The sequence below is a fragment of the Pseudomonas sp. OV226 genome (assembly GCF_003148705.1).
GTDB lineage: Bacteria > Pseudomonadota > Gammaproteobacteria > Pseudomonadales > Pseudomonadaceae > Aquipseudomonas.
The window spans coordinates 1-23,461 of the sequence record NZ_QGGS01000037.1 but is presented as its reverse complement, the minus strand read 5'-3'; the positions used below and the strand labels follow the sequence as shown (position 1 = coordinate 23,461).

Below are 23,461 nucleotides of genomic sequence, written 5' to 3'. Positions count from 1 at the left end.
GGCGGGTTTTTTTTTGCCTGTCGAAAAGTCTGGCAGTGCTTAGAGCCTGGCCGCTGCCCGTTGGGTGATCAGTGCCCGTTGCTCAATCGAGGCGGCGGCACGGCGATGCGCTTCAGCCAGAACACTCTGCGGCGCGGTGTCAGGGCTGCCCGACTGGAACGGCGGTGCCGGGGCATATTCAAGCTGCAACTGCAGCAGTTGCGCCGTGTCCTTGTCGAACAACTCTGCCGCCAGGGTCAGGGCAAAATCGATCCCCGCGGTGATCCCGCCACCGGTCAGCAGATTGCCGTCGCGCACCACCCGGTCCTTGACCGGGATCGCGCCCAGCGGCTTGAGCAATTCGTGATAGGCCCAGTGCGTGGTCGCCCGTTTGCCCTGGAGTAAACCCGCTGCGCCGAGCACCAGCGCCCCGGTGCAGACCGACGTGACATACCGCGCGTTGACGGCTTGAGCCTTGAGGAAAGACAGGGTTTGCTCATCCTCCATCAACGGCCCGACGCCGCTGCCGCCGGGAACGCAAATCACGTCCAGCGCCGGGCAATCGTCGAACGTCGTGGTCGGTTTGAGCATCAGGCCGGTGCTCGCGGTCACCGGCACAAGGTCCTTCCAGATCAAATGCACCTTCACGTCCGGCAATGAGGCCAACACATCGTAAGGGCCGGTCAGGTCGAGTTGCTGAACCTGGGGAAACAACAGAAAACCGATCTGCAACGTCATGGCTTATTTCTCCTGAAGTGGGTGGACGTCTTCACTGTAGGCTCGTAGGATTTGGCGTATCCGCCAATCACCCCACGAATTACGCCAACCATGCCGAAATCCATTCACGTGCTCGCGTTTGCCAATGTGCAACTGCTCGACGTCACCGGGCCGTTGCAAGTGTTTGCCTCGGCCAACGACATCTGCCGTCAGAAAGGGCTGCCACCGCCGTATGCACCCTCGGTGATTGTCAGCGGCGGCGGGGCGGTGATGTCGTCGTCGGGGTTGGCGTTGTTGGCTGAACCGTTACCCGAAAACGGCAGTGACACGTTGATCATTGCCGGTGGCTGGGGTGTTTATGCGGCGGCGGAAGACGCGTCGCTGGTGGCCTGGGTGCGTGAGCATGCGTCGGGTTGTCGGCGCGTCTCGTCGGTGTGTACCGGGGCCTTTTTGTTGGCGGCCAGCGGCTGGCTCGATGGTCGTCGAGTGGTCACGCACTGGACGCGTTGCGAGCAGTTGGCGCAAAAACATCCGCGCCTTCAAGTCGAACCCAATCCGATTTTCATCAATGACGGCCCGGTCTGGACCTCGGCGGGCGTCACGGCTGGCATCGACCTGGCGCTGGCCATGGTCGAAGAGGACCTGGGCCGCAACACCGCGTTGGAAGTCGCCCAGCAACTGGTGGTGTTCCTCAAGCGTCCGGGCGGCCAGTCACAGTTCAGCGTGACCTTGTCTTTGCAGAAGCACGGTGACCGTTTCGACGAGCTTCACGCCTGGATCAGTGAAAACCTCACCCAAGACCTCGGCATCCCGACCCTGGCGTTGCAGGCGGGCATGAGCGAACGCAGCTTCGTGCGCCACTACCGCGCCGACACCGGCCAAACCCCGGCACGCGCCATTGAGTTGATTCGGGTCGAAACGGCGCGACGGTTGCTCAGCGACACCGGCGTGCCGATCAAGCGGGTGGCGGTGCAGTGCGGGTTTGGCAGCGAAGAGACGCTGCGCCGTAGTTTTCTGCGAGCGATGGGGGTGACACCGCAGGCTTATCGCGAGCGTTTCAGCGTCAGTCCCCAAGCCGAGCCGGTCATGCTCTGATGTCAGGTTGGGGCGATTGGCCGCCAAGTAGTGGACGAAGCTCGTGATGCAAGTCGACCGTATGCCTCTCCCTAAGCGTCCACTTCCGCCATCTGATTAAAGTACTTCGACCGATCCGGTGTAAACGTCACCACCATTCCGGTCCTGGAGCAGGCCAACGCCCGCTCTTCGCCCAAATCAACATCCAGATCCTCCCCGCGCAACCCTTGCCATTGGGCGAGGTATTTGAGAGATCCGTATTTTTCGAGTTTTTTCAGGCTACGACTGACGCCACCCTTCCAGCCGAGCACCGGCAGTTCACCGGCTAGGCTGCGTCGGGCGAGTTCAGGGAAGCGGGTGGCGCGTTGACGGCCGATTTCCCAGCATTTGATCAGGCCCTTGTCCGGACCTTCCCACAATTCATCGCGGTTCAGGCCGGACCGGAGGGGGGCGTCGATGCTGCGGTGGATGCGCTGGTTCATTCTGGTTCCTTGAATTCGGGTTTTGTTGGACAGCTCCGCTGTACCCGTTGACGCTGGATGTTAGGGGGCGATGTAACGACTGGCAACAAGGTATTTCCGAGTGTAGGAATGTGCTGTGCCGGAGGAGGACGGGGCTCATTGTTTGGGTTTTGTCGGCTACAAGACCACAGCGCCCGCCAGCATTAGGGTGTTATGCCTTTGGGGGATGTTTAAGTTCCTTGTAGGTAGGTCTCATTCCTACAATTGGCGGCGTAAAACGGGAAATTTCCTACGGGTTTTGTCGGTTGCAGGGGCCCCTGCAGCAAAGGATCTCCCACAGGGTTATCGGTACGCCTAATTCCAGGTGTGCTTCATCCGTTCTTCTATACAGACTAATTTTTTGAGGAAAGCCCGGTGACCCAGCTGACATTGCTGTGCTTGCCCTATTCGGGCGCCAGCGCCATGGTTTTCAGCCGCTGGCGGCGCAAACTGCCGCAGTGGCTGGCGCTGCAACCGGTGGAGCTGCCCGGCCGCGGCGCGCGGTTTGGCGAGCCGTTGCACACCGACATGCGGCGGCTGGCGCTGCAACTCGCACACGAACAAAAAGCCACGCTCAAAGCCCCTTATGCACTGTTCGGCCATAGCCTTGGGGCATTGCTGGCTTGTGAAATGGCCCATGCGTTGCGCTCGCTGGGCTGTCCGGAGCCCGTGGCGCTGTTCGCTTCAGGCACGGCCGCGCCGACAATGCGTGCTGACTATGATCGCGGTTTTGCCGAAGCGAAAACCGATACCGAGTTGATCGAGCAACTACGCACGTTCAATGGCTCCCGCGAAGAGGTGTCGGCCAACGAAGAGCTGATGAGCCTGACGCTGCCGGTCTTGCGCGCCGACTTTTTGTTGTGTGGACGCTTCGAGCCGCAGCAGCGCCCCTTGCTTAAATGCCCGGTGCACGTGCTGGGTGGCAAGGCCGACCGCGCCACCACTGAACAGTTGATCGGCTGGAGCAAGGAAACCCACGGCAGTTTCTCCGTGGACATGCTGGCGGGTGGTCACTTCTTTATTCATGAGCAAGAGGCCAAGGTGTTGCGCGTGATCAAGGACCATCTCGATGTTCACCATCGCCGACATGCCCTGGCCGCCAGCGCCTGAGCCTGCAAAAAAATCGGGCGCTTGCTCCGGCGGCGCTCCGACGAATAAGCCCTGAAGAACACGCCCCAACCTCAATGCTGAACCCTTCCTGAAGAACCCTGCGATTCCCCCGTCTCACGCCGTTCCTTCGTTTACTCTGAAAAAATCGGGGCGTAAGCTTCGCGCGTTTTCATCAATAGCGGAGACCCACAGTGGGTACGTGTTCGAGTGACAGTAGTCGGCCGGTTTCAGTAACCGGCACCTTCTCGGCAAGCTAACGCGCAGCTTTTTTTGTGCCGTTGTCTCGCCGTACAGCGAGTAGCGGCCTCCCGGTCGAGCCAGTCCTGGCCCGGCTCCCGATGTCCTCTCATCGACACACTATCGTGTGATGGCGACTGCCCTGTCGTCATCGCCGCGACTCGACACGCCTGCTCGAAGGTTTCCCGGCTGACCCTGGGGCAACGCCATGAACCTGACCCTGCTAAAGGAATTCTTCGCCGGATTCCTGCGCACCCGCCACATCGCCCGGCACTTCCGTCGCCTGGCATTGCTTGAATCCTTGACCGACACCACGGTCAGCCGTGAAGTGCCGCCGGCGCTGGCGCAAACCCTGGTAAGCGCGGCCAACAGCGACACCGGTCAACTGCTGGAAAAATTGGGTACGCACACCGATGGCTTGAGCGAACTCGAAGCCGACACCCAGCGCGAGCGTTTCGGCCTCAACGAGGTTGAGCATGAGCAGCCGCTGCCCTGGTGGACCCACCTGTGGCACTGCTATAAAAACCCGTTCAACCTGTTGCTGACGCTGCTCGCGGTCATCTCCTGGCTGACCGAAGACATGAAAGCCGCCATTGTGATTTTCTCCATGGTGGTGCTCTCGACCTTGCTGCGGTTCTGGCAGGAAGCCAAGTCCAACCAGGCCGCCGATGCGCTGAAAGCGATGGTCAGTAACACCGCGACGGTACTGCGTCGCGATGCACTGCGCACCGAGTTGCCGATCAAACAATTGGTACCGGGCGACCTGATCGTGTTGTCGGCCGGCGACATGATCCCGGCCGATTGCCGGGTTCTGAGTGCCAAAGACCTGTTCGTCAGTCAGGCCGCGATGACCGGTGAATCGATGCCGGTGGAGAAGTTTCCCCGCCAGCAAGACAGCGACACTTACAATCCGCTGGACCTCGACAACATCCTGTTCATGGGCACCAACGTAGTGTCCGGCACGGCGATGGCGGTGATTCTCGCCACCGGCAACAACACTTATTTCGGTGCATTGGCCCAACGGGTCGGTGCCACCGATCGCGCACCGACGTCGTTCCAGACCGGGGTCAACAAAGTCAGTTGGTTGCTGATCCGCTTCATGTTCGTGATGGCGCCGCTGGTGCTGTTCATCAACGGTTTCACCAAAGGCGACTGGTCCGAAGCATTGCTGTTCGCGCTGTCGATTGCCGTGGGCCTGACCCCGGAAATGCTGCCAATGATCGTCACCTCGACCCTGGCCAAGGGCGCGGTATTCCTGTCACGTAAAAAAGTCATCGTCAAACGCCTGGATGCGATCCAGAACTTCGGTGCCATGGACGTGCTGTGCACCGACAAGACTGGCACCCTGACCCAGGACAAAATCTTCCTCGCGCGCAATGTCGATGTCTGGGGCAACGACTCCGACGACGTGCTGGAAATGGCCTACCTCAACAGCTATTACCAGACCGGTCTGAAAAACCTGCTGGACGTGGCCGTGCTGGAACACGTGGAAATCCACCGTGAGCTCAAGGTCGGCACGGCGTTTCGCAAGATCGACGAGATCCCGTTCGACTTCACCCGCCGGCGTATGTCGGTGGTGGTCGCCGAGCGCGAGCATGCGCATCTGCTGATCTGCAAGGGCGCGGTAGAAGAAGTGCTGGCGGTGTGTACGCGCGTGCGTCACGGCGTTGTCGATGAAGCACTGAGTGATGAACTGCTGGCGCGGATCCGTCAGGTGACTGCTGCCTTCAACGCCGAAGGGCTGCGGGTCGTGGCCGTGGCCGCGCGTCCCATGATCGAAGGGCGTGACACTTACAGCCTGGCCGATGAACAGGCGCTGACGCTGATCGGTTACGTGGCATTCCTCGACCCTCCCAAGGAAAGCACCGCACCGGCTCTAAGAGCGCTGGCGGCTCACGGCGTGGCCGTGAAAGTGCTGACCGGCGACAACGAGCTGGTGACCGCGAAAATCTGTCGCGAAGTCGGTCTTGAGCAGCAAGGCCTGCTGATGGGCAACGACATTGAGCGCATGAGCGACGCTCAATTGGCTGTGGCGGTCGAGACCACCAACGTCTTCGCCAAACTCACGCCGTCGCACAAGGAGCGCATTGTCCGGTTGCTCAAAGGGAACGGCCATGTGGTCGGCTTCATGGGCGATGGCATCAACGACGCCCCGGCGCTGCGTACCGCCGACATTGGTATTTCGGTGGACAGCGCCGTCGACATCGCCAAGGAGGCCGCCGACATTATCTTGCTGGAGAAAAGCCTGATGGTGCTGGAGGAGGGCGTGCTGGAAGGGCGCCGCACCTTCGCCAACATGCTCAAGTACATCAAGATGACTGCCAGTTCGAACTTCGGCAACGTGTTCTCGGTGCTGGTGGCCAGCGCGTTCATCCCGTTCCTGCCGATGCTGCCGATGCACCTGTTGGTGCAAAATCTGCTCTACGACATTTCGCAGATTGTCATCCCGTTCGATAACGTCGATGAAGAAATGCTCAAGCAGCCCCAGCGCTGGCAACCGGCGGACGTCGGGCGCTTCATGTTGTTCTTCGGGCCGATCAGCTCGATCTTCGACATCAGCACGTTTGCGCTGATGTGGTACGTGTTCGACGCCAATACCCCGGATCACCAGACCTTGTTCCAGTCCGGCTGGTTCGTGGTCGGGCTGCTGACCCAGACGCTGATCGTGCACATGATCCGTACCCCGAAAATCCCGTTCCTGCAAAGCCGTGCAGCGATGCCATTGATGGTGATGACCGGGATCATCATGGGCGTGGGCATTTTTCTGCCGATGGGGCCGTTGGCGCATTACTTCAAATTGCAGGCCCTGCCTTCGATGTACTTTGTGTTTCTGCCGGTCATCCTGTTGGCGTACATGGCGCTGACACAGGCTGTGAAGGGGTTCTACATTCGGCGGTTTGGCTGGCAGTAGTACCTGTCGTTGTGTTGCCCAACGCCAGCAATTGCTGGCGCTGGGGTGCACGCCAGGGCAGCAGACCGGTATGCGCGGCCGATGAGCGGTGAGGATTTCATGTGCTGGCTGCAACGACGCGATGCTCCCGTGACTCAGCATTGAGCTCACGTTTACATCAGATTGAATGACGTGACATTTAGGAAAAGTCCTACATCAACCGTTATGGGTCTTCCGTAGTCTTTGCGCCTCACGAATACATCAGCCTACGCAGGCTTTATCATGAAGAACAAAGCTTTACGTATCCTGATCGCCGACGAACAACACTTTAACCGAATGAAAATCGAACGCCTGTTCAATCAGCTCGGTTACTACGGGGTGGCACCGGTTCAACACCTTGAAGAATTGCTGAGCCTGGTCGAGTACGGCTGTTTGCCATTCGATCTGGTGGTCATCAATGCTTCACTTACGCAGGGAGCCTTGGACCTGCCAGGTCTGTTTCTCGACAACCCGCAGGTTCGTCATACCCTGATCTTCAATGTGCCACGCGAGCCATCAGCGCCGATGCCTGCCCGCGGGCGTCAGACGATTCATGTGAGCCACGCAGGGTATCCCGACCTGATGTGCATCCAGCAATTGATGTCCTCCCTCGACTCGTTGGTGCCTGCCGGTCAGCAAAAGGCCGGTTGATCCGGGGTGACCATTCGTCGGAACTGTCATTTCTGACAGGTAGTTTTCATCTGCCCGCCATGCAAGAGTTTTCTCGCACCTGCTGCGTGTATTCGGCCTTTTGTAGCGGGCATTCGTGGCGTCATCGTCGATTTTTGCACAGGGAGTTTCCATGAAGTCAGTGCTGATTGTGGACGATCATCCGGTGGTTCGCGCCGCAGTCAAACTGGTACTTGAGCAGGAAGGTTTCAAACAGATTCATGAAGCCTCCAGCGTCAGTGAGGCGTGGTCGATACTGCGTGAGCACAGCATTGATCTGGTGATTCTGGATCTGGTGATGCCCGGCGGTAACGGGCTGGATGTGCTGGAGCGAATCAAGGCCGGCAACCTGTCGTGTGTGGTGCTGGTTTTCACGTCGCTTGAACCGCTGTTTTTTCAAGAGCGCTGCATGCGTACCGGCGCCTTGGCCTATGTCGCCAAGACCAACGAGCTAAGTCAACTGCACAAGGCCGTACACGCCTTGAAGGCCGGATATACCTATTTCACGCAGCTGCCCAGCGGATCAATGAACACGCTGCAGCGCAGCGAAAAACAATTGATCGATCATCTCTCCAACCGCGAGTTGACCATCCTCCAGTACCTCGCCCGGGGGACTCCAAACAAGGAGATCGCCACGGCGATGCACTTGAGCCATAAGACGGTCAGCACCTACAAGATCCGGTTGATCGAAAAACTCGGCGTGAACGCGGCCGTGCATCTACGTGATTTCGCCAAGCGCAACCAATTGATCTGAGGGTGCCAGAACGTGCGTGTCCTGTTATGCGCCTTGATGTTGTGCCTGATGCCACCGGCGCAGGCGGCCTGGGGGGACGGGCCGAAGTCCTTGCAATTGCTGGGGCGTTCCACCGTGGAGGGTTACGAGGCCGCTCTGGATGACAAGGACCGGCAATGGCTGCGCAGCAAGCGTGTCTTGCGCCTCGGGGTCAGTGGCGCGGACTACCCGCCCTTCGAAGTGACGCGCAGCATGGATGAGCTGGAAGGCATCACCGCCGATTACGCTCAACTGATCGCGCAACTGCTGAGCGTTCCGATTGAAGTGCAGCGTTATGCGACGCGGGAAGCAGCCATGGAGGCGCTGAAATTCGGCGAGCTTGATCTTTTGGGGACCTCGAACAGTTTCGAAGCGGCCGACCCTGAACTGACCCTGTCCAGCCCCTACGCTGAAGATCAACCCATGCTGGTGACCCGACTGGACGAGCGTATGCCCGAAGATCTGGCGGGTAAACGCATCGCCATGGTCGATGACTATCTGCCGGCGAAAACCGTTGAAACGTTTTATCCCAAGGCCAGCCTGCAGCGTTATCCATCGGCGCTCGATGCGCTGGGAGCGGTGGCCTATGGGCAAGATGACGTGTACCTCGGGGACCTCATCAGCGCCAATTACCTGATCAACAATAACTACCTCAATAACGTTCAACTGATGGGACCGTCCGGTCTCGACGCCAACCCGTTCGGCTTTGCTTTGGCGCGGGACAACCTGGTGCTCAAGGACATCATCGACAAGGCGCTGGCAGCGATCCCCATGGATCAGCGCGCAACCATCGACCTGCGCTGGAGCGCCGGCAGGGTTAACAGGCTGGGGCAGTCACGGGTCAATCTGAGCGCCGGCGAACAGGAGTGGCTGGACCGTCATCCACAGGTGAAAGTCGGGGTGGTCGAGAACTTTGCACCGCTGACATTCTTCAATGCCGAAGGGCAATTCAATGGCTTGACCGCGCAATTGCTGACACTGATCAGCCAGCGCAGCGGATTGAATTTCAACGTGCTGCGGGGCCGCTCACTTGACCAGCAGATCGAGCGACTCAGGTCCGGCGAGATCGACCTCATACCTGCCATCATCCCGGCGACCGAAGGTGTAGCAGACCTGCATTTTACCAGCCCCTATGTGACCAATCCGTACACACTGGTCAGCGCCGACACCCCCGATAGCCCGAAAACACTGGGCGAGCTGACCGGTAAACGTCTGGCGATTTATCACAGCCACCCGGCGCGCGCGTTCATTCTTGCGCAGGTGCCGGGCGTGCGGACGGTGGATGTTGACAACCCGGCGCAAGGCCTGGAGTTGGTCATGAACGGACAGGCGGACGCGGCCGTCAGCTCATTATTCATGACCCGTTACCTGATTGCCCGGTACTACCCGGGACGTTTGCGCATCCGCAGTACTGTGGGCGATGAACCGGCGCGCATCGCCATGGCCTCCGATCGCGGTGCCGTGGAATTGCATTCGATTTTGAACAAAGCGTTGCTGAGCATTTCGCCTGAAGAAATGGACGGTCTGGTCCTCCGTTGGGGCAATGATGTGGTGGAGGATGACAACTATTGGCTGCGTTATCGCCCCACCATTTTGCGGGCGTTTGCCGCTGCTGCTGTATTGCTCACGCTTGCCCTGAGCTGGATCGCCTGGCAGCGCCGGCAGATCCGCCAGCGCCAACAATGGTTACAGCAATTGCAGGACGCCAAGGACGCCGCCGACGACGCCAATCGCGCGAAAACCACCTTCCTGGCCACCATGAGCCACGAAATCCGTACGCCGATGAATGCCCTGATCGGCATGCTTGAATTGGCCGAAATGCGGGCGAAAGAAGGGGTGGCGGACCGTTCCGCCCTGGAGGTGGCGTCCACGGCCGCGCAGCAGCTACTGGCATTGATCGGCGATATCCTGGACATCGCCCGCATCGAATCCGGACATCTATCCCTGACCCCCGAACGTGTCAATTTGCAGGCTCTGGTGACATCGGTGTGCCGGGTGTTCGAAGGCCTGGCCCGGGAGAAAGACCTGGTATGGCGTGTTGATCTGGACGCACGCAGTGACCGTGACGTGTTGATCGACCCCACGCGTTTCAAGCAAGTGTTGTCCAACCTCTTGAGCAACGCGGTCAAATTTACCGATGAAGGTGAAGTGAGCCTGACACTGCGGGTGGTGCCAGGGATTTCAGGTCATCTGGCGGTGAACATACACATCGAAGACAGCGGCATCGGCATCAGCGCGGTTGATCTGCAGCGCTTGTTCAACCCGTTCGTCCAGGCTGGCAACAACCAGCAGTCGGGCCGCAAGGGCTCCGGGCTGGGGTTGGTGATCAGTCGTACCCTGTGCGAAATGATGGGTGGGCGGCTGGTGCTTGGCAGCGTCCTTGGACGGGGCACAGAGACTGAAATCAGCCTGTCGCTGGTGGTGTTGAAAGCCTTGCCGGCCAGTGACGTGGCGGACACTGGGCTGGCGGTTTCCACCCGTCCCCTGACGATTTTGGTGGTCGATGACTATCCGGCCAATCGCTTGTTGCTGACGCGTCAGCTGAGCTATCTGGGGCACTATGTCCTGGAAGCCGAGGATGGCGAGCAAGGGCTCGAACAGTGGCGCGCGCAGACGTTTGATGTCGTCATCAGCGACTGCAACATGCCCCGGTTCAGCGGTTATGAACTGGCAGGTGCGATTCGTGATGAAGAGCGCGCCTACGGCATGCCGCCGACTCTGATACTGGGCTTTACCGCCAATGCGCAGCCTGAGGAAAAGGTTCGATGCCTGGAAGCGGGCATGGACGATTGCCTGTTCAAACCCATCCTGCTGGCGGATTTGAGTGCCTGGCTGGCATCGCGATTTACCGGTGAATTGCCGGCACCGCTTGAGCCGGTTGAAGCGCCACCAACAAGCGAAATCGACTTGAGCGGCCTGGAGCTATACGTCGGTGAAGACCGGACCCTAATCAATCAATTGTTGCGCGAACTGGCCGAGTCCAACCGTGAGGACCGAATTGAGTTGCTGCAAGCGCACGTTGGCGACAACCGCTTTCGTCTTGAAGAGTTGGCGCACCGCATCAAGGGCAGTGCGCGGATGGTCCGCGCAGCGCTATTGATCGAGTGTTGCGAGGATCTGGAGCGAGCCTGCGCCGAAGGCTGTGCGGCACTGATCGATGAAGCGGTCGACCGGTTGCAGCGCGCCATGAAAAGTCTTGGGCAGCACCTTAAGCGGGACTGACGCTTAGTCCCAATGCGGTGCAATGCCTTTTGGGCTGGTCAGCCGTTGGTTGCGATCAAGACCGGCGATCAACGCCATGTCGGCCTCGCTCAAGATCAAGGTGCAGGCCTTCAAATTGCTTTGCAGGTTCGCGTGTTTGGTCGAGGAGGGGATCACCGCGTAACCCGACTGCATGGCCCACGCCAACGCGACTTGCGCTGCGCTAGCCTGAAGGCGTTCGGCGATCTGCTGGATGATGGGGTCCTTGAGCACTTCGCCATAAGCCAGGGTCATGTACGACGTGATGTGGATGCCCTGGCTTTGCGCGAACTCGACCACCTTGCGGTTTTGCAGGTACGGGTGCAGTTCGATCTGGTGGGTGGCGATGTGTTCGGCACCGACGGCGGCGATGGCTTGTTGCATCAGGTCGACGGTGAAGTTGGAGACACCGATCAGCCGGGTCAGGCCCAGTTGTTTGGCTTCGAGCAGGGCCCCCATGAATTCTTCAACCGGCACCTGGTTTTCCGGGGACGGCCAGTGGATCAGCGTCAGGTCCAGGTAGTCGGTTTGCAGTTTGCGCAGGCTCTCTTTGAGGCTGTCGATCAACCGCTCTTTGGCAAAGTTGGCGACCCAGATTTTGCTGGTGATGAACAGTTCGTCGCGGGCAATACCACTCGCGGCAATGGCCTCGCCGACCTCGGCTTCGTTTTCGTAGATTTGCGCGGTGTCGATCACCCGGTAGCCCAACGCCAGGCCTGTGCTCACCGAATCGATGAGCACCTGGCCTTGCAGGCGAAACGTACCGAGACCGAAGGCGGGAATAGACATCTATGACTCCAGGGGTTGCTGTAGGAATGGGCACGAGTATCCGCGCCTGCATCCGTGAGAAAAACCGCTGGAGCGGCAAAGCAATGTTTACCGAAAGTCATGAATCCGCGGAACCTACCCCCGCGCCTCAAGAATCATGCAAGTCGTCGACCCCGTGGCATACAACCGTCCATCCACATCATAAATGCGCCCTTCGGCCAACGCCGTGGAGCGTCCCAGATGCACAATTTTCCCCTCGGCCCGCACCGGTCCACTGGCGCCCGTCAGCGCACGAACATAGCTGATGCGCAGATCCAGCGTCGTATAGCCCTGGCCCTTCTTCAGCTGGGTATGAATCGCACACCCCATGCACGAATCCAGCAACGTCGCCGCATACCCGCCATGCACACTGCCCAACGGGTTGTAATGCCGTGCGTCCGGTGTGCCCTGAAAGATAAACAGCCCGGCCGACCATTCGATGGGGATGAAATCCATCAGCGCACCAATCGGCGGTGAGGGCAGTTCACCGCTGCCAATGCCTTCGAAGAATTCGGTGGGCGACAATGCGCTGACATCAGCCATGGACAGGCTGCCAGGGCCAGCGAGGCGGGCACGCATGGCCTGTTCCTGAGCGATCCATTGCGCGAGCGTGGCTTCGCGGGTGGGACTTTGCATGATCGTGTCCTCGGACGGGGCGGATATTATGGTTGTAATTCCGATCGATATTATGTCCGAAATAAAAACTCCGCCAGCCCCGCGTGTCGCGTCATTCAGGCAATGTCTGCGTGATTGAATTCCTCGCCCAGAAAATCGATCAATGCCCGTACCGAGGGCAGCAGCCCACGGCGAGACGGGAAGATTGCATGGATGATTCCGCACTTTGGCGCCCAGCCCGGCACCAGATCCACCAGCTTGCCGGCCGCAACGTCATCACGTACCACCACGCTGGGCAGGTGCACGACGCCAATCCCCGCGACGGCTGCGTGACGCAACGCGAGCAGATCGTCCGTCACCATGCGGGGCGCATGCCGAATCAGCGCGCTGGCGTCATCGGGACCGAACAATTCCCACTGATATTCACGCTGCGCCGCGCCCCAATGCAGGCTGGGCAAACCGCTGAGATCAGCCGGGGAGGCGGGTGACGACAGGCGTTCGGCAAAGCTCGGGCTGCCCACCAGGCATTGAGTGCTGTTGCCCAGCACTTTCATCACCATGTCGGTGTTTTCCAGCGGTGGAAAGCGCACGCGCAAGGCGATATCAAACCCTTCGTGGATCAAGTCGACCCTTCGGTTGGTGCTTTCGATGAAGAGCTCCACCCGCGGGTACTTGAGCATGTACCGCGTCAACATCGGCCCTACCCAGGAGTTGAGCAGTGCCGTCGGACAACTGATGCGCACCAGGCCTTGGGGTTCGGAGCGATTGCGCTCGATCAGTTCGGCGGCGCTTTCCGCTTCCACGCGCATGGCCAGGCAGCGCTGGTAGTAGGCCTGGCCGATTTCGGTCAGTGAACAATGTCGGCTGGTGCGATGCAGCAGCCGGACCCCGAGGCGTTCTTCAAGCTCGGCAATTCGCCGGCTGAGCTTCGATTTAGGCATGTCCAGCGCGCGTCCGGCCGGGGCGAAACCGCCGTGTTCCACCACTTGGGTGAAGTAGTAGAGGGTGTTGAGGTCTTCCATCATCGTTCTCCAGATAGAACGCTAAGACTGATTTTTGCAGTCTAGTGCACTAATGGTTGCGGTTTTAAGCTTTGTCCATGGCTTCACTCACCTCATCAGGAGACACCATGAAAAACATCATCGGTATCTACACCAGCCCACGTGCCCATTGGGTCGGCGACGGTTTTCCGGTTCGCACGCTGTTTTCCTACGACAACCTGGGCAAGCACATCAGCCCGTTCCTGCTGCTGGATCATGCCGGCCCTGCAGAGTTCACCCCGACCACCGAGCGGCGTGGCGTTGGTCAGCATCCGCACCGAGGGTTCGAAACCGTGACTATCGTTTATAAGGGCGAACTGGAGCACCGCGACTCCACTGGCAGCGGTGGCAAGATCGGCCCTGGCGACGTGCAATGGATGACCGCCGCCTCAGGGATCCTGCATGAGGAGTTCCACTCCGAAGGTTTCGCCAAGCGCGGCGGCACCCTGGAAATGGTGCAGCTGTGGGTCAACCTGCCGGCCAAGGACAAAATGGCCGACGCCGGTTACCAGACGATTCTCGATGGCGACATCCCGAGCATCCCGCTCAAGGACAAGGCTGGCAGCCTGCGCCTGATTGCCGGTGAGTTCGATGGCTACACCGGCCCGGCGCGCACGTTCACCCCGATTGATGTCTGGGACCTGCGTCTTAATGGCGGCAAATTGCTGACTCTGGACCTGCACGAAGGTCGCAACACCGCATTGGTGGTGTTGCGCGGTACGGTTCAGGTCAATGGTCTGGAGTCGGTGCGTGAAGGGCAGTTGGCCCTGTTCGATCGCAAGGGTGACAGGCTGACGCTGCAAGCCAGCCAGGACGCCGTGGTGCTGTTGCTCAGCGGTGAGCCGATCGACGAGCCAATTGTCGGTCACGGCCCGTTCGTGATGAACACCGAGCAAGAAATTCACCAGGCGTTCGCCGACTTCCAGTCCGGTCGCTTCGGCCAGATGCACGGTTAACCCGTAGCGCCTCAACAACCCGCTCTACACAGGATGCGTAGGCCGGTTCTCAGGCCAGGGATGGCTGTTGCCCAAACGAAAGAGGAAACGCACATGAATACCGTCAACGCGGCTAACTTCAACGGCCTGAAACCGACCATCGACCCCAATGACAGCGCCATGCTGTTGATCGACCACCAGAGCGGACTGTTCCAGATCGTCAAGGACATGGATGTACCGCAATTGCGCGCCAACGCGATTGCCCTGGCCAAGGCCGCGACCCTGTTGAACATGCCGGTGATCACCACCGCCTCCGTCCCGCAAGGACCGAACGGACCGTTGATCCCCGAGATTCATGAAGCCGCACCGCATGCCCAATACGTGGCACGCAAAGGTGAAATCAATGCCTGGGACAACGCCGAGTTTCATGCAGCAGTCAAAGCCACCGGCAAGAAAACCCTGGTGATCGCCGGCACGCTGACCAGTGTTTGCCTGGCGTTTCCTTCCATTGCGGCGGTGCATGAAGGCTACAAAGTGTTTGCCGTGGTCGATGCCTCGGGCAATCACTCGAAACTGGCCACTGATCTGACTGTGGCCCGTTTGACGCAAGCCGGGGTGGTGCCGATCGACATCATGGCTACGCTCTCTGAGCTGCAAGGCTCGTGGAACCGTCCGGATGCCGAGCAGTGGGCCGCTGTCTACGCCCAGGCCATGCCGCATTATCAATTGCTGATCGAAAGCTACCTCAAGGCTCAGCAAGTGGCGAATGAACACGAAGTGCTGGACTCCCAGCGCTGAACGGCAACCCCACGCCGATTTCCACTCGGCATCGATAACACGCGAGGACTATTGCAATGACCACTTCCTACAAGCGTCTCGACAAGAACAACGCCGCCGTTTTGTTGGTTGATCACCAGGCGGGGCTGCTGTCACTGGTGCGCGACATCGAACCGGATCGTTTCAAGAACAACGTGCTGGCCCTGGCTGACCTGGCCAAGTACTTCAAGCTGCCGACCATCCTCACCACCAGTTTCGAGACCGGCCCCAACGGCCCGCTGGTGCCAGAGCTCAAGGCGCTGTTTCCGGATGCGCCGTACATCGCCCGTCCTGGCCAGATCAACGCCTGGGACAACGAAGACTTCGTCAAGGCGATCAAGGCCACCGGCAAGAAACAACTGATCATCGCCGGCGTGGTGACCGAAGTCTGCGTGGCATTCCCGGCACTCTCGGCGCTGGCCGAAGGCTTTGAGGTGTTCGTGGTGACGGACGCTTCCGGCACCTTCAACGAGCTGACCCGGCAATCGGCCTGGGACCGCATGTCGGCCTCGGGTGCGCAGTTGATGACCTGGTTCGGCCTGGCCTGTGAGCTGCATCGCGACTGGCGCAATGACGTGGAAGGGTTGGGCACTTTGTTCTCCAACCACATCCCGGACTACCGCAACCTGTTTACCAGCTACAACGCGCTGACCAACAGCAAGTAAATCCGGCAACACCTATTCAATGTGGGAGGGGGGCAAGCCCGCTCCCACATTGATTTTTGGTGTTTAGAAAATTGCATTCATCTTGCAGAATCAAACACTCCTACACTGTGGCCAATGTGTGCGATCTTTGCGCCATCGGTCCTTGATGGAGTTGCTCGATGCTGGCTTTTTTCACCAATCACCCGTTGATCTGCGCACTGGTCCTGATCCTGATCGATCTTGGGCTGTGGCGTTTGATTACCGCCAGCGGCAGCAACTGGAAGCTGCTGGTCCGGCTGGTGATTTTCTCGTTGTTCAGCGTTCTGCTGTTCAACGAAGGCTTGAACCCACTCGAGATAGCCCCTTGGCCCGACAATGTGCCGTTGCACCTGGCGGCCACCGGTTTGCAGATCGGTTGGTGGCTGTTCGGCGCGCGAACCCTGACGGTGCTGATCGGTGCGGTGATGATGCAACGGGTCGGGCACACCGGGCGCTTGCTTCAGGACTTGCTCGGGGCGGTGATCTTCCTGATCGCGATCATCGCGGCGTTGGCGTACGTGCTCGATCTGCCGGTCAAAGGCGTGCTGGCAACCTCCGGCGCCGTTGCGATCATCGTCGGCCTGGCCTTGCAAAGTACCCTTAGCGACGTGTTCTCCGGGATTGTCCTCAACACCACCAAACCCTATCTACTGGATGACTGGATCTCCATCGACGGCACCGAAGGCCGGGTCACCGACATCGACTGGCGCGCCACGCGCATGCAAACCGCCCAAGGCAGCATGGCGGTGATCCCCAACTCGCTGGCGGCCAAGGCCAAGATCATCAACTTCAGCCGGCCGAGCGACATTTTCGGCGTGTCGATCAGCCTGCAACTGAGCCCGCACGCGCGCCCGCAAACGGTGATCGACGCGCTGGAACGAGCGATGCAGGGCTGTCGTTATTTTTTGAGTCATCCGGCACCGTGCGTAGCCCTCAAGGGCTCCAGCGCCGCGGGCGTGGAATATGAAATCAGTGGTTTCGTGGTCTCGATGGATCAAAAGCGCATGGTGCGCAATCTGCTGTATGACCTGGCCTACCGGCATTTGCAGGCGTCTGGTATCAACCTGTTGTCGAGCGTTGAGCCCAATGCGCCGGCGAACCTGTCGCGGGCACGCGCTTTGCTGGACAGCTCGAACATTTTTTCGACCCTGCGCCAGGATGAGAAAGAGACTTTCAGCCAGCACATGACCCTGCAAAACTTTCGTGCCGGGGACATGATTCTGCCGGCGGGGGAGGTCAGCGATCATTTGTTCATCATCGAATCCGGGGTGGTTTCGGTGGAGATGAGCCGTGGCGGGGTCAAGTTCGAGCCGGGACGCATGGGGCCGGGCGAGGTGATCGGCGAGGGCGGGATTTTACTGGATGCCGCGATGCCGGCAGACTTCGTCGCCAAAACGGCCTGCAGCTTGTACCGGATCGAGAAGGAGTACCTCAAACCCTGCCTGGAGGCGCGGCATGACATCGGCGAGTCGATGAAGGCGCTGCTGGATTTCCGCTTGAACAAGGCGCAGACGTTGACTCAGGAAGTGCCGAAGGTGGTGGCGAGGAAGGGGTTTTTGCAGTGGCTGCGTAACAGGGCTTAGATGACTGCGGAGGAGGGCAATTTCAGACCCGGTTAATTTCTCATTGGTCTCCAATGGCCTCCTCGACTTCTGGAAAATTGGCTATTTGTCAGAAGGGCGGGCGGGATTAACTTAGCTCCACGCCCACTTGCTATTGGAGTCCACCATGAAACCTCGTATCGATTTCTACACCGCTTCCCCAGATGCGCTCAAAGCCATGATCGCCCTGGAGACCGCTGTTTCGAAGCTGCCGCTGGAAAAAAACCTGATCGAACTGGTCAAGCTGCGGACCTCGCAGATCAACGGCTGCGCCTTCTGCCTCGACATGCACAGCGCCGATGCCCGCAAGGGCGGGGAAGACGAGCGCCGTCTGTTCACGTTGTCGGCCTGGCGCGAAACGCCGTTCTTCACCCCGCGTGAACGGGCGGCACTGGCCTGGACTGAGTCCATGACGCTGGTGAGCCAGACTCACGCTCCAGATGAAGACTATGAACTGGCCGTGTCCGAGTTCAGCCCGAAAGAAATGGTCGACCTGACCGTGGCCATCACCACCATCAACGCCTGGAACCGCCTGGCGATCGGCTTTCGCAAAATGCCTCAAGCCTGATCAGTGAGCATCTGCTGACGGCGCGGCCGGTGGTTGCACCTTGCGCATCAAGGGCGCCATCGCCGTGGCGATGATGAAGCAGATGTTCCAGGTTTGAATCCTTATGGCTCGTTGTGCTCCTCAATTGATAGTTGATAAGTGTCAATCACTCACATAACGGTCACGCCCTTGCTGTTTGGCCTGGTAAAGCAAAAGATCGCCACGGATAAGCATGGCTTGAATGTTGTCTTCGGGCCCACGCCAAGCGGTGACACCTATGCTGCAGGTGACGCCAATGCGTGTTCCGGCATAGTCCAGCGTCGAATCGCGCAAGACTTGCAACAATCGCTCGGCCATCGATTGTGCACCTGTCAGATCAGTATCCGGGAGCAGGATGAGGAACTCTTCCCCGCCAGTTCGGGCGACCAGGTCATGTTGGCGTACGGCCTGGTTAAGTAGCTGGGCAAAAAACTTCAGCACCTCATCTCCCCCGTCATGACCGTAGGTATCATTGACCCGTTTGAAGTGGTCGATATCCAGCATCAATATGCACAACGAACTGGGCGTACGGATGGCCCTGGCTAACTCTGCCTCTGCCAGTGCCATCGCCTCCCGTCGGTTGTACAACCCGGTAAGAAAGTCGCGGGTAGCCGCTCGATGTTGTATCCCGTAGGCATCAATCAATCGCCCCGACAGCCAAATGATCAAGAACACACTGGCAAGCATGCCAACCATCATTAATAAGCCGAGACCATTCCAGCTCAGGAACAGCGACAGGAAACTCGGTGTCAGTGGTTCACTATAGAATTCCAGGTGCAGGGCCTGTTGTGGATCCACGATGTCCCGGACAAAACGCTCCTCGCCTTGCTCCTCGGAAAGGTGTGTGGTGGGCCAGCCGGCGTCTTTGACAGGTATCAGATCTGCCTTTTCGTCGGTGAAATGAATGTCGACATACAAAGGTGGTTCATTGCCGTGGCTCACGGAGACATGCACGATAAGTGCATCGACAAACGCCGGCCCGATGGCCGAGCGCGGCGGCAGCGGTAACGGCTGCAACCGGGTCCGGGTTTCCCGGATCACCGCGTAGCGCCCAATGCAGCTGTAGCCCAAAAGTTGACGGCTGGTCATCTGAATGCCGCCCTTTGTCAGGCGCATTTGTGGCGCCAGCGGACTGGGCAATGCTGCTACTTGATGGCTAGGCACCCGTAATGTGTACTGAGACAGCTCTTCGATACCTTCACTCAGGACCTCTGTGGCACGCTGCTGCTCGGCAATGTACTTGTCTGGCAGACACCCGGTCGGTAGGGGATTTGCCAGAAGTAGCGAATATTGCAGTTTATGGGTCGCCAGTTGGCGTACCAGGGTGGCATAGCCCCAACTGCTTCGATGAGCCAGCAATATTTGCTGCCCTTCCAGCAGCAGAACGCGCTGACGGTGATAGCGGTCGGCCACCCCGATAACGGCAATCAAGATCAAGACTGCCCCTATAATCCAGCTGCCAACCTTTACGGCGCGCGCATACTCGATTACCCACCTCATGATTGTCACTCCGACAGGGCATTGGCAGTGCTTGTTTTGCGATCCCGTTGCCAGGCAGTCGAGCACCTGCTCAGAGTAGATCATTTAAAGGGGTAGTCATCCCGCCGCGTCATGCCGGTATCACAGCGATTTCGCTCCCACTGCACATTCCTGAGATGACAACGAACTACGCGTAAACATCGACTACACCCCTTGGCACTTTAGTAGGCGGTCGGCAGTAGCTTTTTTGTTGGTTTGCTAGACTGACCGTGCGCAGGACTCAGGCCTGCCGCAGATAACCCAGCAGTTCTCTGGAGATTTCGTGCTGCACCCGTCGAGGGAAGGTAGATGCAAACGCACAGAAATTACCCGCTTCACATTCATCTCTGGGCGCTGTTCGGGGCCGTTGTGCTGGTGGTCGGAGCGCTGACGTGCGGCATCAACTTCATGATGACCAAGACAGCCCTGGAAGTCGCAGCATCCGAAGCAATGAATCAGATCAGCGATGATACGCGCGACAAAATAGAAGAGACTGTGACGCCGGCGCGGATCGCGGTTGAGCTGATCAGCCACAGCTCCCTGGCCGATGCAACCTCTCTCGATCAACGCCTGCAGCATCTGGCGCTGGTTCGTGATGCGTTGGGATTATCGCCACTATTGCTATCGCTCTACGTCGGTTATGCAGACGGTAGCGTCTTCGTTGTTACGCCGCTGCGCGACGATTCAACCCGCTTGACCTTTCACGCTCCGCCGCAAGCCAGCTACGTCATTAACAGTGTCGAACGGGGCAGTGGTGCGCAGCAAGGCAAGCTTTACTTTCTCGATTCCAATCTCACGACACTCTCAGTCCAAGACGACATGGATTTTGCGTCCCACTTCGATCCCAGACAACGGTCGTGGTACACCAGGGCAATGGCCGCGGGCTCCCTCATTCGCACCGAAGCCTATACGTTCTTTATCGACCGAGTGGTCGGCGCAACGTTCGCTATCCCCACTGATAACCGCCGCGCAGTGGTGGGTGGCGATTTCCGACTGGACTCACTCGGGCAAATGCTCGCGCGCAAGGGGACCACCGCGCGTTCGGTGGCCGCTGTACTGGATGCCAGTGGCCAAGTCATCGCGATCGACAGGAAACTCCCTGAATCGGTATCGAGCACAGATTCCATCCGGACGGACCGACTCACGGTCGCCAGTGAGTATGGGGTTCCCATCCTGACGCTTCTTGCTAACGATATCGGGGCGTTAGGTAATACACCCCGCCGGCAAGAAGTGACAGCCGCGGGCGGCGAGATGTGGTACACGACCATCGAACGGTTGACGTCAGACGACGGCAAATCCCTCTTCCTGGTCTCCGCTATTCCAAAAGACGAGTTGCTCAAGGGCGCCAGGCAGCAGGCGTGGATAGGGATGGCGGCTACCGTCATTGTCATATTGCTTGCGATACCCTTGATCTGGTTTGCGGCGCGATACATCTCCCGGTCCTTGCAAGCTCTTGCGGATGGGGTCGAAGCCATACGCAGGTTCGATTTCCACCAGCCGGTTTCCGTCCCGTCGCGCATCAGTGAGGTGCATGATCTTGGCAACGCAACCGAGGAAATGCGGCAAACGATCCAGCGCTTCTTGTTGATAGCGCAAGCCGTGTCCGCGGAAACCCGGCTCGATCACCTTCTGCCTTTGCTTTTGCGCAAAACCCTCAATGCAGCGGGTGGAAATGCAGGCGTTCTGTACCTGGTGGAAGGCAGCGCTTTGTCGGTCGCCGCAGCGTTTGATCGCGATGGCAAAGATGTAACGCAAGCTGTGGCGAACACTTCAATTGAGTTAGCACTGCCTGTGATCGGCTCCGCTGCCCGCGGAAACGCTCCACAAACGCGCCACTTCACGGTAGATGAGATCCGTGATGCGAACCTCGAAATGTTGACGTCGGCTCAGTCGTCTCACTTTGCAGCCATCCCGCTTGCCACCCGCCAGGACGAACTGTTGGGCGTTATTCTGATACTGCGCGACACCCCGCTTGAAACTGCGCAGCTAGCCTTTGTCAGTACACTGGCCGGCCTGTTCACAGGCTCACTTGAGATGCAGGGGCTGACGAAAGCTCAGCGTGATCTGTTCGACGCGTTCATTCGCCTTCTGGCTGGTGCCATCGATGCGAAAAACCCGCACACCGGCGGCCACTGCGAGCGCGTGCCAGAAATGGTCAAGATGCTGGCCAAGGCAGCCTGCGATGCCACCGACGGTCCTTATGAATCGTTCGGGATGACGGACAAACAATGGGAAGCCCTGCACGTCGCCGCCTGGTTACACGACTGCGGCAAGGTGACGACCCCCGAGTACATTATCGACAAGGCGACAAAGCTGGAGACCCTCTACGACCGGATTCACGAAATCCGTATGCGTTTCGAAGTGCTAAAGCGCGATGCCGAGATAGCGTATCTGCGTTCGGTCGCCGCCGGCGAAGCTGACGAGGCCTCGCGCGCGCGACGTGACGCCGAGTTCAAGGCGCTTGACGACGACTTCGCGTTCGTCGCCACTTGCAATCAGGGCGGCGAGTTCATGGACGCCGCGCATAAAGCGAGATTGCTGCAAGTCGCTGGCCGTACGTGGCTGCGGACCCTGGACGACCGCATCGGCCTCTCGCAAGAAGAACAGGCACGCAAGGCACAACATCCGGCAGCGCCGCTACCTGCATTGGAGCCACTGCTGGCCGATAAGCCCGAACACGTGATAGCGCGAACAGCGCATGACACGATCCCGGCGGACAATCCGTGGGGCTTCAAGCGCGATACGCCCAAGGATTTGTACGATCGGGGCGAGCTGCACAACCTGCAGGTGGGAAGGGGAACTCTCTCGAACGAAGAACGCTTCAAGATCGAAGACCACATCGTGCAGACACAGATTATGCTGGCGCGCTTGCCGTTCCCCAAGGAACTACGTCAGGTACCGGAGATCGCCGGCAATCATCACGAGAAGATGGATGGCACCGGATATCCCCGGCAACTGCATCGGGACGAAATGAGCCCGCTTGCGAGAATGTTGGCTATTGCGGATGTCTTCGAGGCGCTTACGGCAGCAGACCGTCCATACAGACGGGCGAAGAGCCTTTCGGAGGCGGTCCACATCATGTCGATAGCCAGGGCGCAGCAGCATATCGATCCGGAACTGTTCGATCTTTTTCTGACATCCGGGGTGTACCGCCACTATGCCGAGCTCTATATGCAACCCGAGCAGATCGATGAAGTTGATATTGCACAGTACCTGGGGGCGAACGTATGAACATGCAGCAGGCCAACCGGCGCGGCGCTACAAATCCGGAATTAGCCACGCCTCTGAAATGATCCTATGAGCCTCATTTTGAAATAGCCGATTGGCTGGCAGCAATGCTGCTATCTTTCAGTGGTGCAGGCTACGAGCTATTTGGCTGCCCTTCAGGGACTGCATCATGCCCACTTCATCTCCCCACATCGCTGTTCTTGGCAGTTTCACTTCGGGATTGGGTTCCATTGAACTGGAACGCTTTGCCGACCTGGACAGCCTCTTAGCCGTTCCCGCGTTTGATGTGTTGTTGCTTGACATGCCAGGTGCCTCGGCAGGGAAATTGCTTCGCAAGCTGCGCATAGATACTTCCTATCGATTCAGTTTGATTTACTGCTGCCGTGATTTGGATGGTTGGTGCGA

Annotated in this window: 18 protein-coding genes and 1 pseudogene; 13 read left to right on the top strand and 6 right to left on the bottom strand. The window is 58.9% G+C overall.

All coding sequences use genetic code 11. The features are described 5' to 3' along the window. Nucleotides 1–39 precede the first annotated feature (39 nt). A complete protein-coding gene (inhA, locus tag C7534_RS31270) occupies nt 40–717 on the bottom strand; it encodes an isonitrile hydratase (RefSeq protein WP_109788159.1) in 678 nt (225 codons plus the stop codon). Nucleotides 718–807: 90 nt separating this feature from the next. On the opposite strand from inhA, the gene C7534_RS31265 reads away from it, so the two are divergent. Beyond that, on the top strand, nt 808–1,791 hold the full coding sequence (locus tag C7534_RS31265; RefSeq protein ID WP_109788158.1) for a GlxA family transcriptional regulator: 984 nt from the start codon (nt 808–810) through the stop codon (nt 1,789–1,791). A gap of 71 nt (nt 1,792–1,862) precedes the next feature. On the opposite strand, the gene C7534_RS31260 is transcribed toward C7534_RS31265, so the two are convergent. After that, nucleotides 1,863–2,252 carry a hypothetical protein gene (locus tag C7534_RS31260; protein ID WP_109788157.1) on the bottom strand — a complete coding sequence of 130 codons (390 nt, stop codon included), beginning with the start codon at nt 2,250–2,252 and terminating at the stop codon, nt 1,863–1,865. Between the two features lie 393 nt (nt 2,253–2,645). Between C7534_RS31260 and C7534_RS31255 the strand changes: the two genes are divergently transcribed. The 5 genes from C7534_RS31255 (at nt 2,646) to C7534_RS31235 (ending at nt 11,209) form a co-directional block, all read left to right on the top strand. After that, nucleotides 2,646–3,380, top strand: coding sequence for a thioesterase II family protein (locus tag C7534_RS31255; protein WP_109788156.1), 735 nt, complete (start codon nt 2,646–2,648; stop codon nt 3,378–3,380). A gap of 445 nt (nt 3,381–3,825) precedes the next feature. Continuing rightward, nucleotides 3,826–6,528, top strand: a complete 2,703-nt coding sequence (gene mgtA, locus C7534_RS31250) for a magnesium-translocating P-type ATPase (protein ID WP_109788155.1) — start codon at nt 3,826–3,828, stop codon at nt 6,526–6,528. A 261-nt stretch (nt 6,529–6,789) separates the two neighbouring features. Continuing rightward, the gene (locus tag C7534_RS31245; protein WP_046032642.1) at nt 6,790–7,197 is read left to right on the top strand and encodes a chemotaxis protein CheY; all 408 of its coding nucleotides are present in this window, start codon (nt 6,790–6,792) and stop codon (nt 7,195–7,197) included. A 151-nt stretch (nt 7,198–7,348) separates the two neighbouring features. Continuing rightward, nucleotides 7,349–7,969 (top strand): response regulator transcription factor, encoded by a 621-nt coding sequence (locus tag C7534_RS31240; protein WP_109788154.1) that lies wholly within the window; start codon nt 7,349–7,351, stop codon nt 7,967–7,969. Between the two features lie 12 nt (nt 7,970–7,981). After that, nucleotides 7,982–11,209 (top strand): transporter substrate-binding domain-containing protein, encoded by a 3,228-nt coding sequence (locus tag C7534_RS31235; RefSeq protein ID WP_256594855.1) that lies wholly within the window; start codon nt 7,982–7,984, stop codon nt 11,207–11,209. A gap of 3 nt (nt 11,210–11,212) precedes the next feature. Here the strand turns inward: C7534_RS31235 and dkgB are convergent, their stop codons facing one another. The 3 genes from dkgB to C7534_RS31220 form a co-directional block, all read right to left on the bottom strand. Continuing rightward, complete coding sequence (gene dkgB / locus C7534_RS31230; protein WP_109788152.1) at nt 11,213–12,016, bottom strand: 2,5-didehydrogluconate reductase DkgB; 804 nt, start codon at nt 12,014–12,016, stop codon at nt 11,213–11,215. Nucleotides 12,017–12,130: 114 nt separating this feature from the next. Then, the gene (locus C7534_RS31225) at nt 12,131–12,670 is read right to left on the bottom strand and encodes a PaaI family thioesterase (protein ID WP_046032646.1); all 540 of its coding nucleotides are present in this window, start codon (nt 12,668–12,670) and stop codon (nt 12,131–12,133) included. Between the two features lie 95 nt (nt 12,671–12,765). Next, nucleotides 12,766–13,674 (bottom strand): LysR family transcriptional regulator, encoded by a 909-nt coding sequence (locus C7534_RS31220; RefSeq protein ID WP_177412312.1) that lies wholly within the window; start codon nt 13,672–13,674, stop codon nt 12,766–12,768. A gap of 104 nt (nt 13,675–13,778) precedes the next feature. Between C7534_RS31220 and C7534_RS31215 the strand changes: the two genes are divergently transcribed. The 5 genes from C7534_RS31215 to C7534_RS31195 all read left to right on the top strand — a co-directional run bounded on the left by C7534_RS31215 (nt 13,779) and on the right by C7534_RS31195 (nt 18,292). Then, complete coding sequence (locus C7534_RS31215) at nt 13,779–14,645, top strand: pirin family protein (RefSeq protein WP_077431694.1); 867 nt, start codon at nt 13,779–13,781, stop codon at nt 14,643–14,645. 93 nt (nt 14,646–14,738) lie between these two features. Further along, complete coding sequence (locus tag C7534_RS31210; protein WP_046032648.1) at nt 14,739–15,422, top strand: isochorismatase family protein; 684 nt, start codon at nt 14,739–14,741, stop codon at nt 15,420–15,422. 56 nt (nt 15,423–15,478) lie between these two features. Continuing rightward, nucleotides 15,479–16,105 (top strand): isochorismate family cysteine hydrolase YcaC, encoded by a 627-nt coding sequence (ycaC, locus tag C7534_RS31205; RefSeq protein WP_046032649.1) that lies wholly within the window; start codon nt 15,479–15,481, stop codon nt 16,103–16,105. Between the two features lie 158 nt (nt 16,106–16,263). Continuing rightward, entirely contained in the window at nt 16,264–17,706 is a 1,443-nt protein-coding gene (locus C7534_RS31200) for a mechanosensitive ion channel family protein (protein ID WP_109788151.1), read from the top strand. Nucleotides 17,707–17,851: 145 nt separating this feature from the next. Next, complete coding sequence (locus tag C7534_RS31195) at nt 17,852–18,292, top strand: carboxymuconolactone decarboxylase family protein (RefSeq protein WP_046032651.1); 441 nt, start codon at nt 17,852–17,854, stop codon at nt 18,290–18,292. A 141-nt stretch (nt 18,293–18,433) separates the two neighbouring features. Here the strand turns inward: C7534_RS31195 and C7534_RS31190 are convergent, their stop codons facing one another. Then, nucleotides 18,434–19,810, bottom strand: coding sequence for a GGDEF domain-containing protein (locus C7534_RS31190; RefSeq protein ID WP_109788150.1), 1,377 nt, complete (start codon nt 19,808–19,810; stop codon nt 18,434–18,436). A 327-nt stretch (nt 19,811–20,137) separates the two neighbouring features. Between C7534_RS31190 and C7534_RS31185 the strand changes: the two genes are divergently transcribed. Together C7534_RS31185 and C7534_RS31180 are read left to right on the top strand one after the other, a co-directional pair. Then, nucleotides 20,138–23,059 carry an HD domain-containing phosphohydrolase gene (locus C7534_RS31185; RefSeq protein WP_109788149.1) on the top strand — a complete coding sequence of 974 codons (2,922 nt, stop codon included), beginning with the start codon at nt 20,138–20,140 and terminating at the stop codon, nt 23,057–23,059. Between the two features lie 166 nt (nt 23,060–23,225). Beyond that, a pseudogene (locus C7534_RS31180) lies at nt 23,226–23,461 on the top strand (diguanylate cyclase domain-containing protein); the annotation flags it as partial.

Excerpts from the sequence above, each read along its gene's own strand:
- dkgB (WP_109788152.1), bottom strand. The coding sequence starts at position 12,016 with ATGTCTATTCCCGCCTTCGGTCTCGGTACGTTTCGCCTGCAAGGCCAG.
- C7534_RS31260 (WP_109788157.1), bottom strand. The coding sequence starts at position 2,252 with ATGAACCAGCGCATCCACCGCAGCATCGACGCCCCCCTCCGGTCCGGC.
- C7534_RS31200 (WP_109788151.1), top strand. The coding sequence starts at position 16,264 with ATGCTGGCTTTTTTCACCAATCACCCGTTGATCTGCGCACTGGTCCTG.
- C7534_RS31190 (WP_109788150.1), bottom strand. The coding sequence starts at position 19,810 with ATGAGGTGGGTAATCGAGTATGCGCGCGCCGTAAAGGTTGGCAGCTGG.
- C7534_RS31245 (WP_046032642.1), top strand. The coding sequence starts at position 6,790 with ATGAAGAACAAAGCTTTACGTATCCTGATCGCCGACGAACAACACTTT.
- C7534_RS31185 (WP_109788149.1), top strand. The coding sequence starts at position 20,138 with ATGCAAACGCACAGAAATTACCCGCTTCACATTCATCTCTGGGCGCTG.
- C7534_RS31265 (WP_109788158.1), top strand. The coding sequence starts at position 808 with ATGCCGAAATCCATTCACGTGCTCGCGTTTGCCAATGTGCAACTGCTC.
- C7534_RS31210 (WP_046032648.1), top strand. The coding sequence starts at position 14,739 with ATGAATACCGTCAACGCGGCTAACTTCAACGGCCTGAAACCGACCATC.
- C7534_RS31215 (WP_077431694.1), top strand. The coding sequence starts at position 13,779 with ATGAAAAACATCATCGGTATCTACACCAGCCCACGTGCCCATTGGGTC.
- C7534_RS31240 (WP_109788154.1), top strand. The coding sequence starts at position 7,349 with ATGAAGTCAGTGCTGATTGTGGACGATCATCCGGTGGTTCGCGCCGCA.
- inhA (WP_109788159.1), bottom strand. The coding sequence starts at position 717 with ATGACGTTGCAGATCGGTTTTCTGTTGTTTCCCCAGGTTCAGCAACTC.
- C7534_RS31220 (WP_177412312.1), bottom strand. The coding sequence starts at position 13,674 with ATGATGGAAGACCTCAACACCCTCTACTACTTCACCCAAGTGGTGGAA.
- mgtA (WP_109788155.1), top strand. The coding sequence starts at position 3,826 with ATGAACCTGACCCTGCTAAAGGAATTCTTCGCCGGATTCCTGCGCACC.
- ycaC (WP_046032649.1), top strand. The coding sequence starts at position 15,479 with ATGACCACTTCCTACAAGCGTCTCGACAAGAACAACGCCGCCGTTTTG.
- C7534_RS31225 (WP_046032646.1), bottom strand. The coding sequence starts at position 12,670 with ATGCAAAGTCCCACCCGCGAAGCCACGCTCGCGCAATGGATCGCTCAG.
- C7534_RS31195 (WP_046032651.1), top strand. The coding sequence starts at position 17,852 with ATGAAACCTCGTATCGATTTCTACACCGCTTCCCCAGATGCGCTCAAA.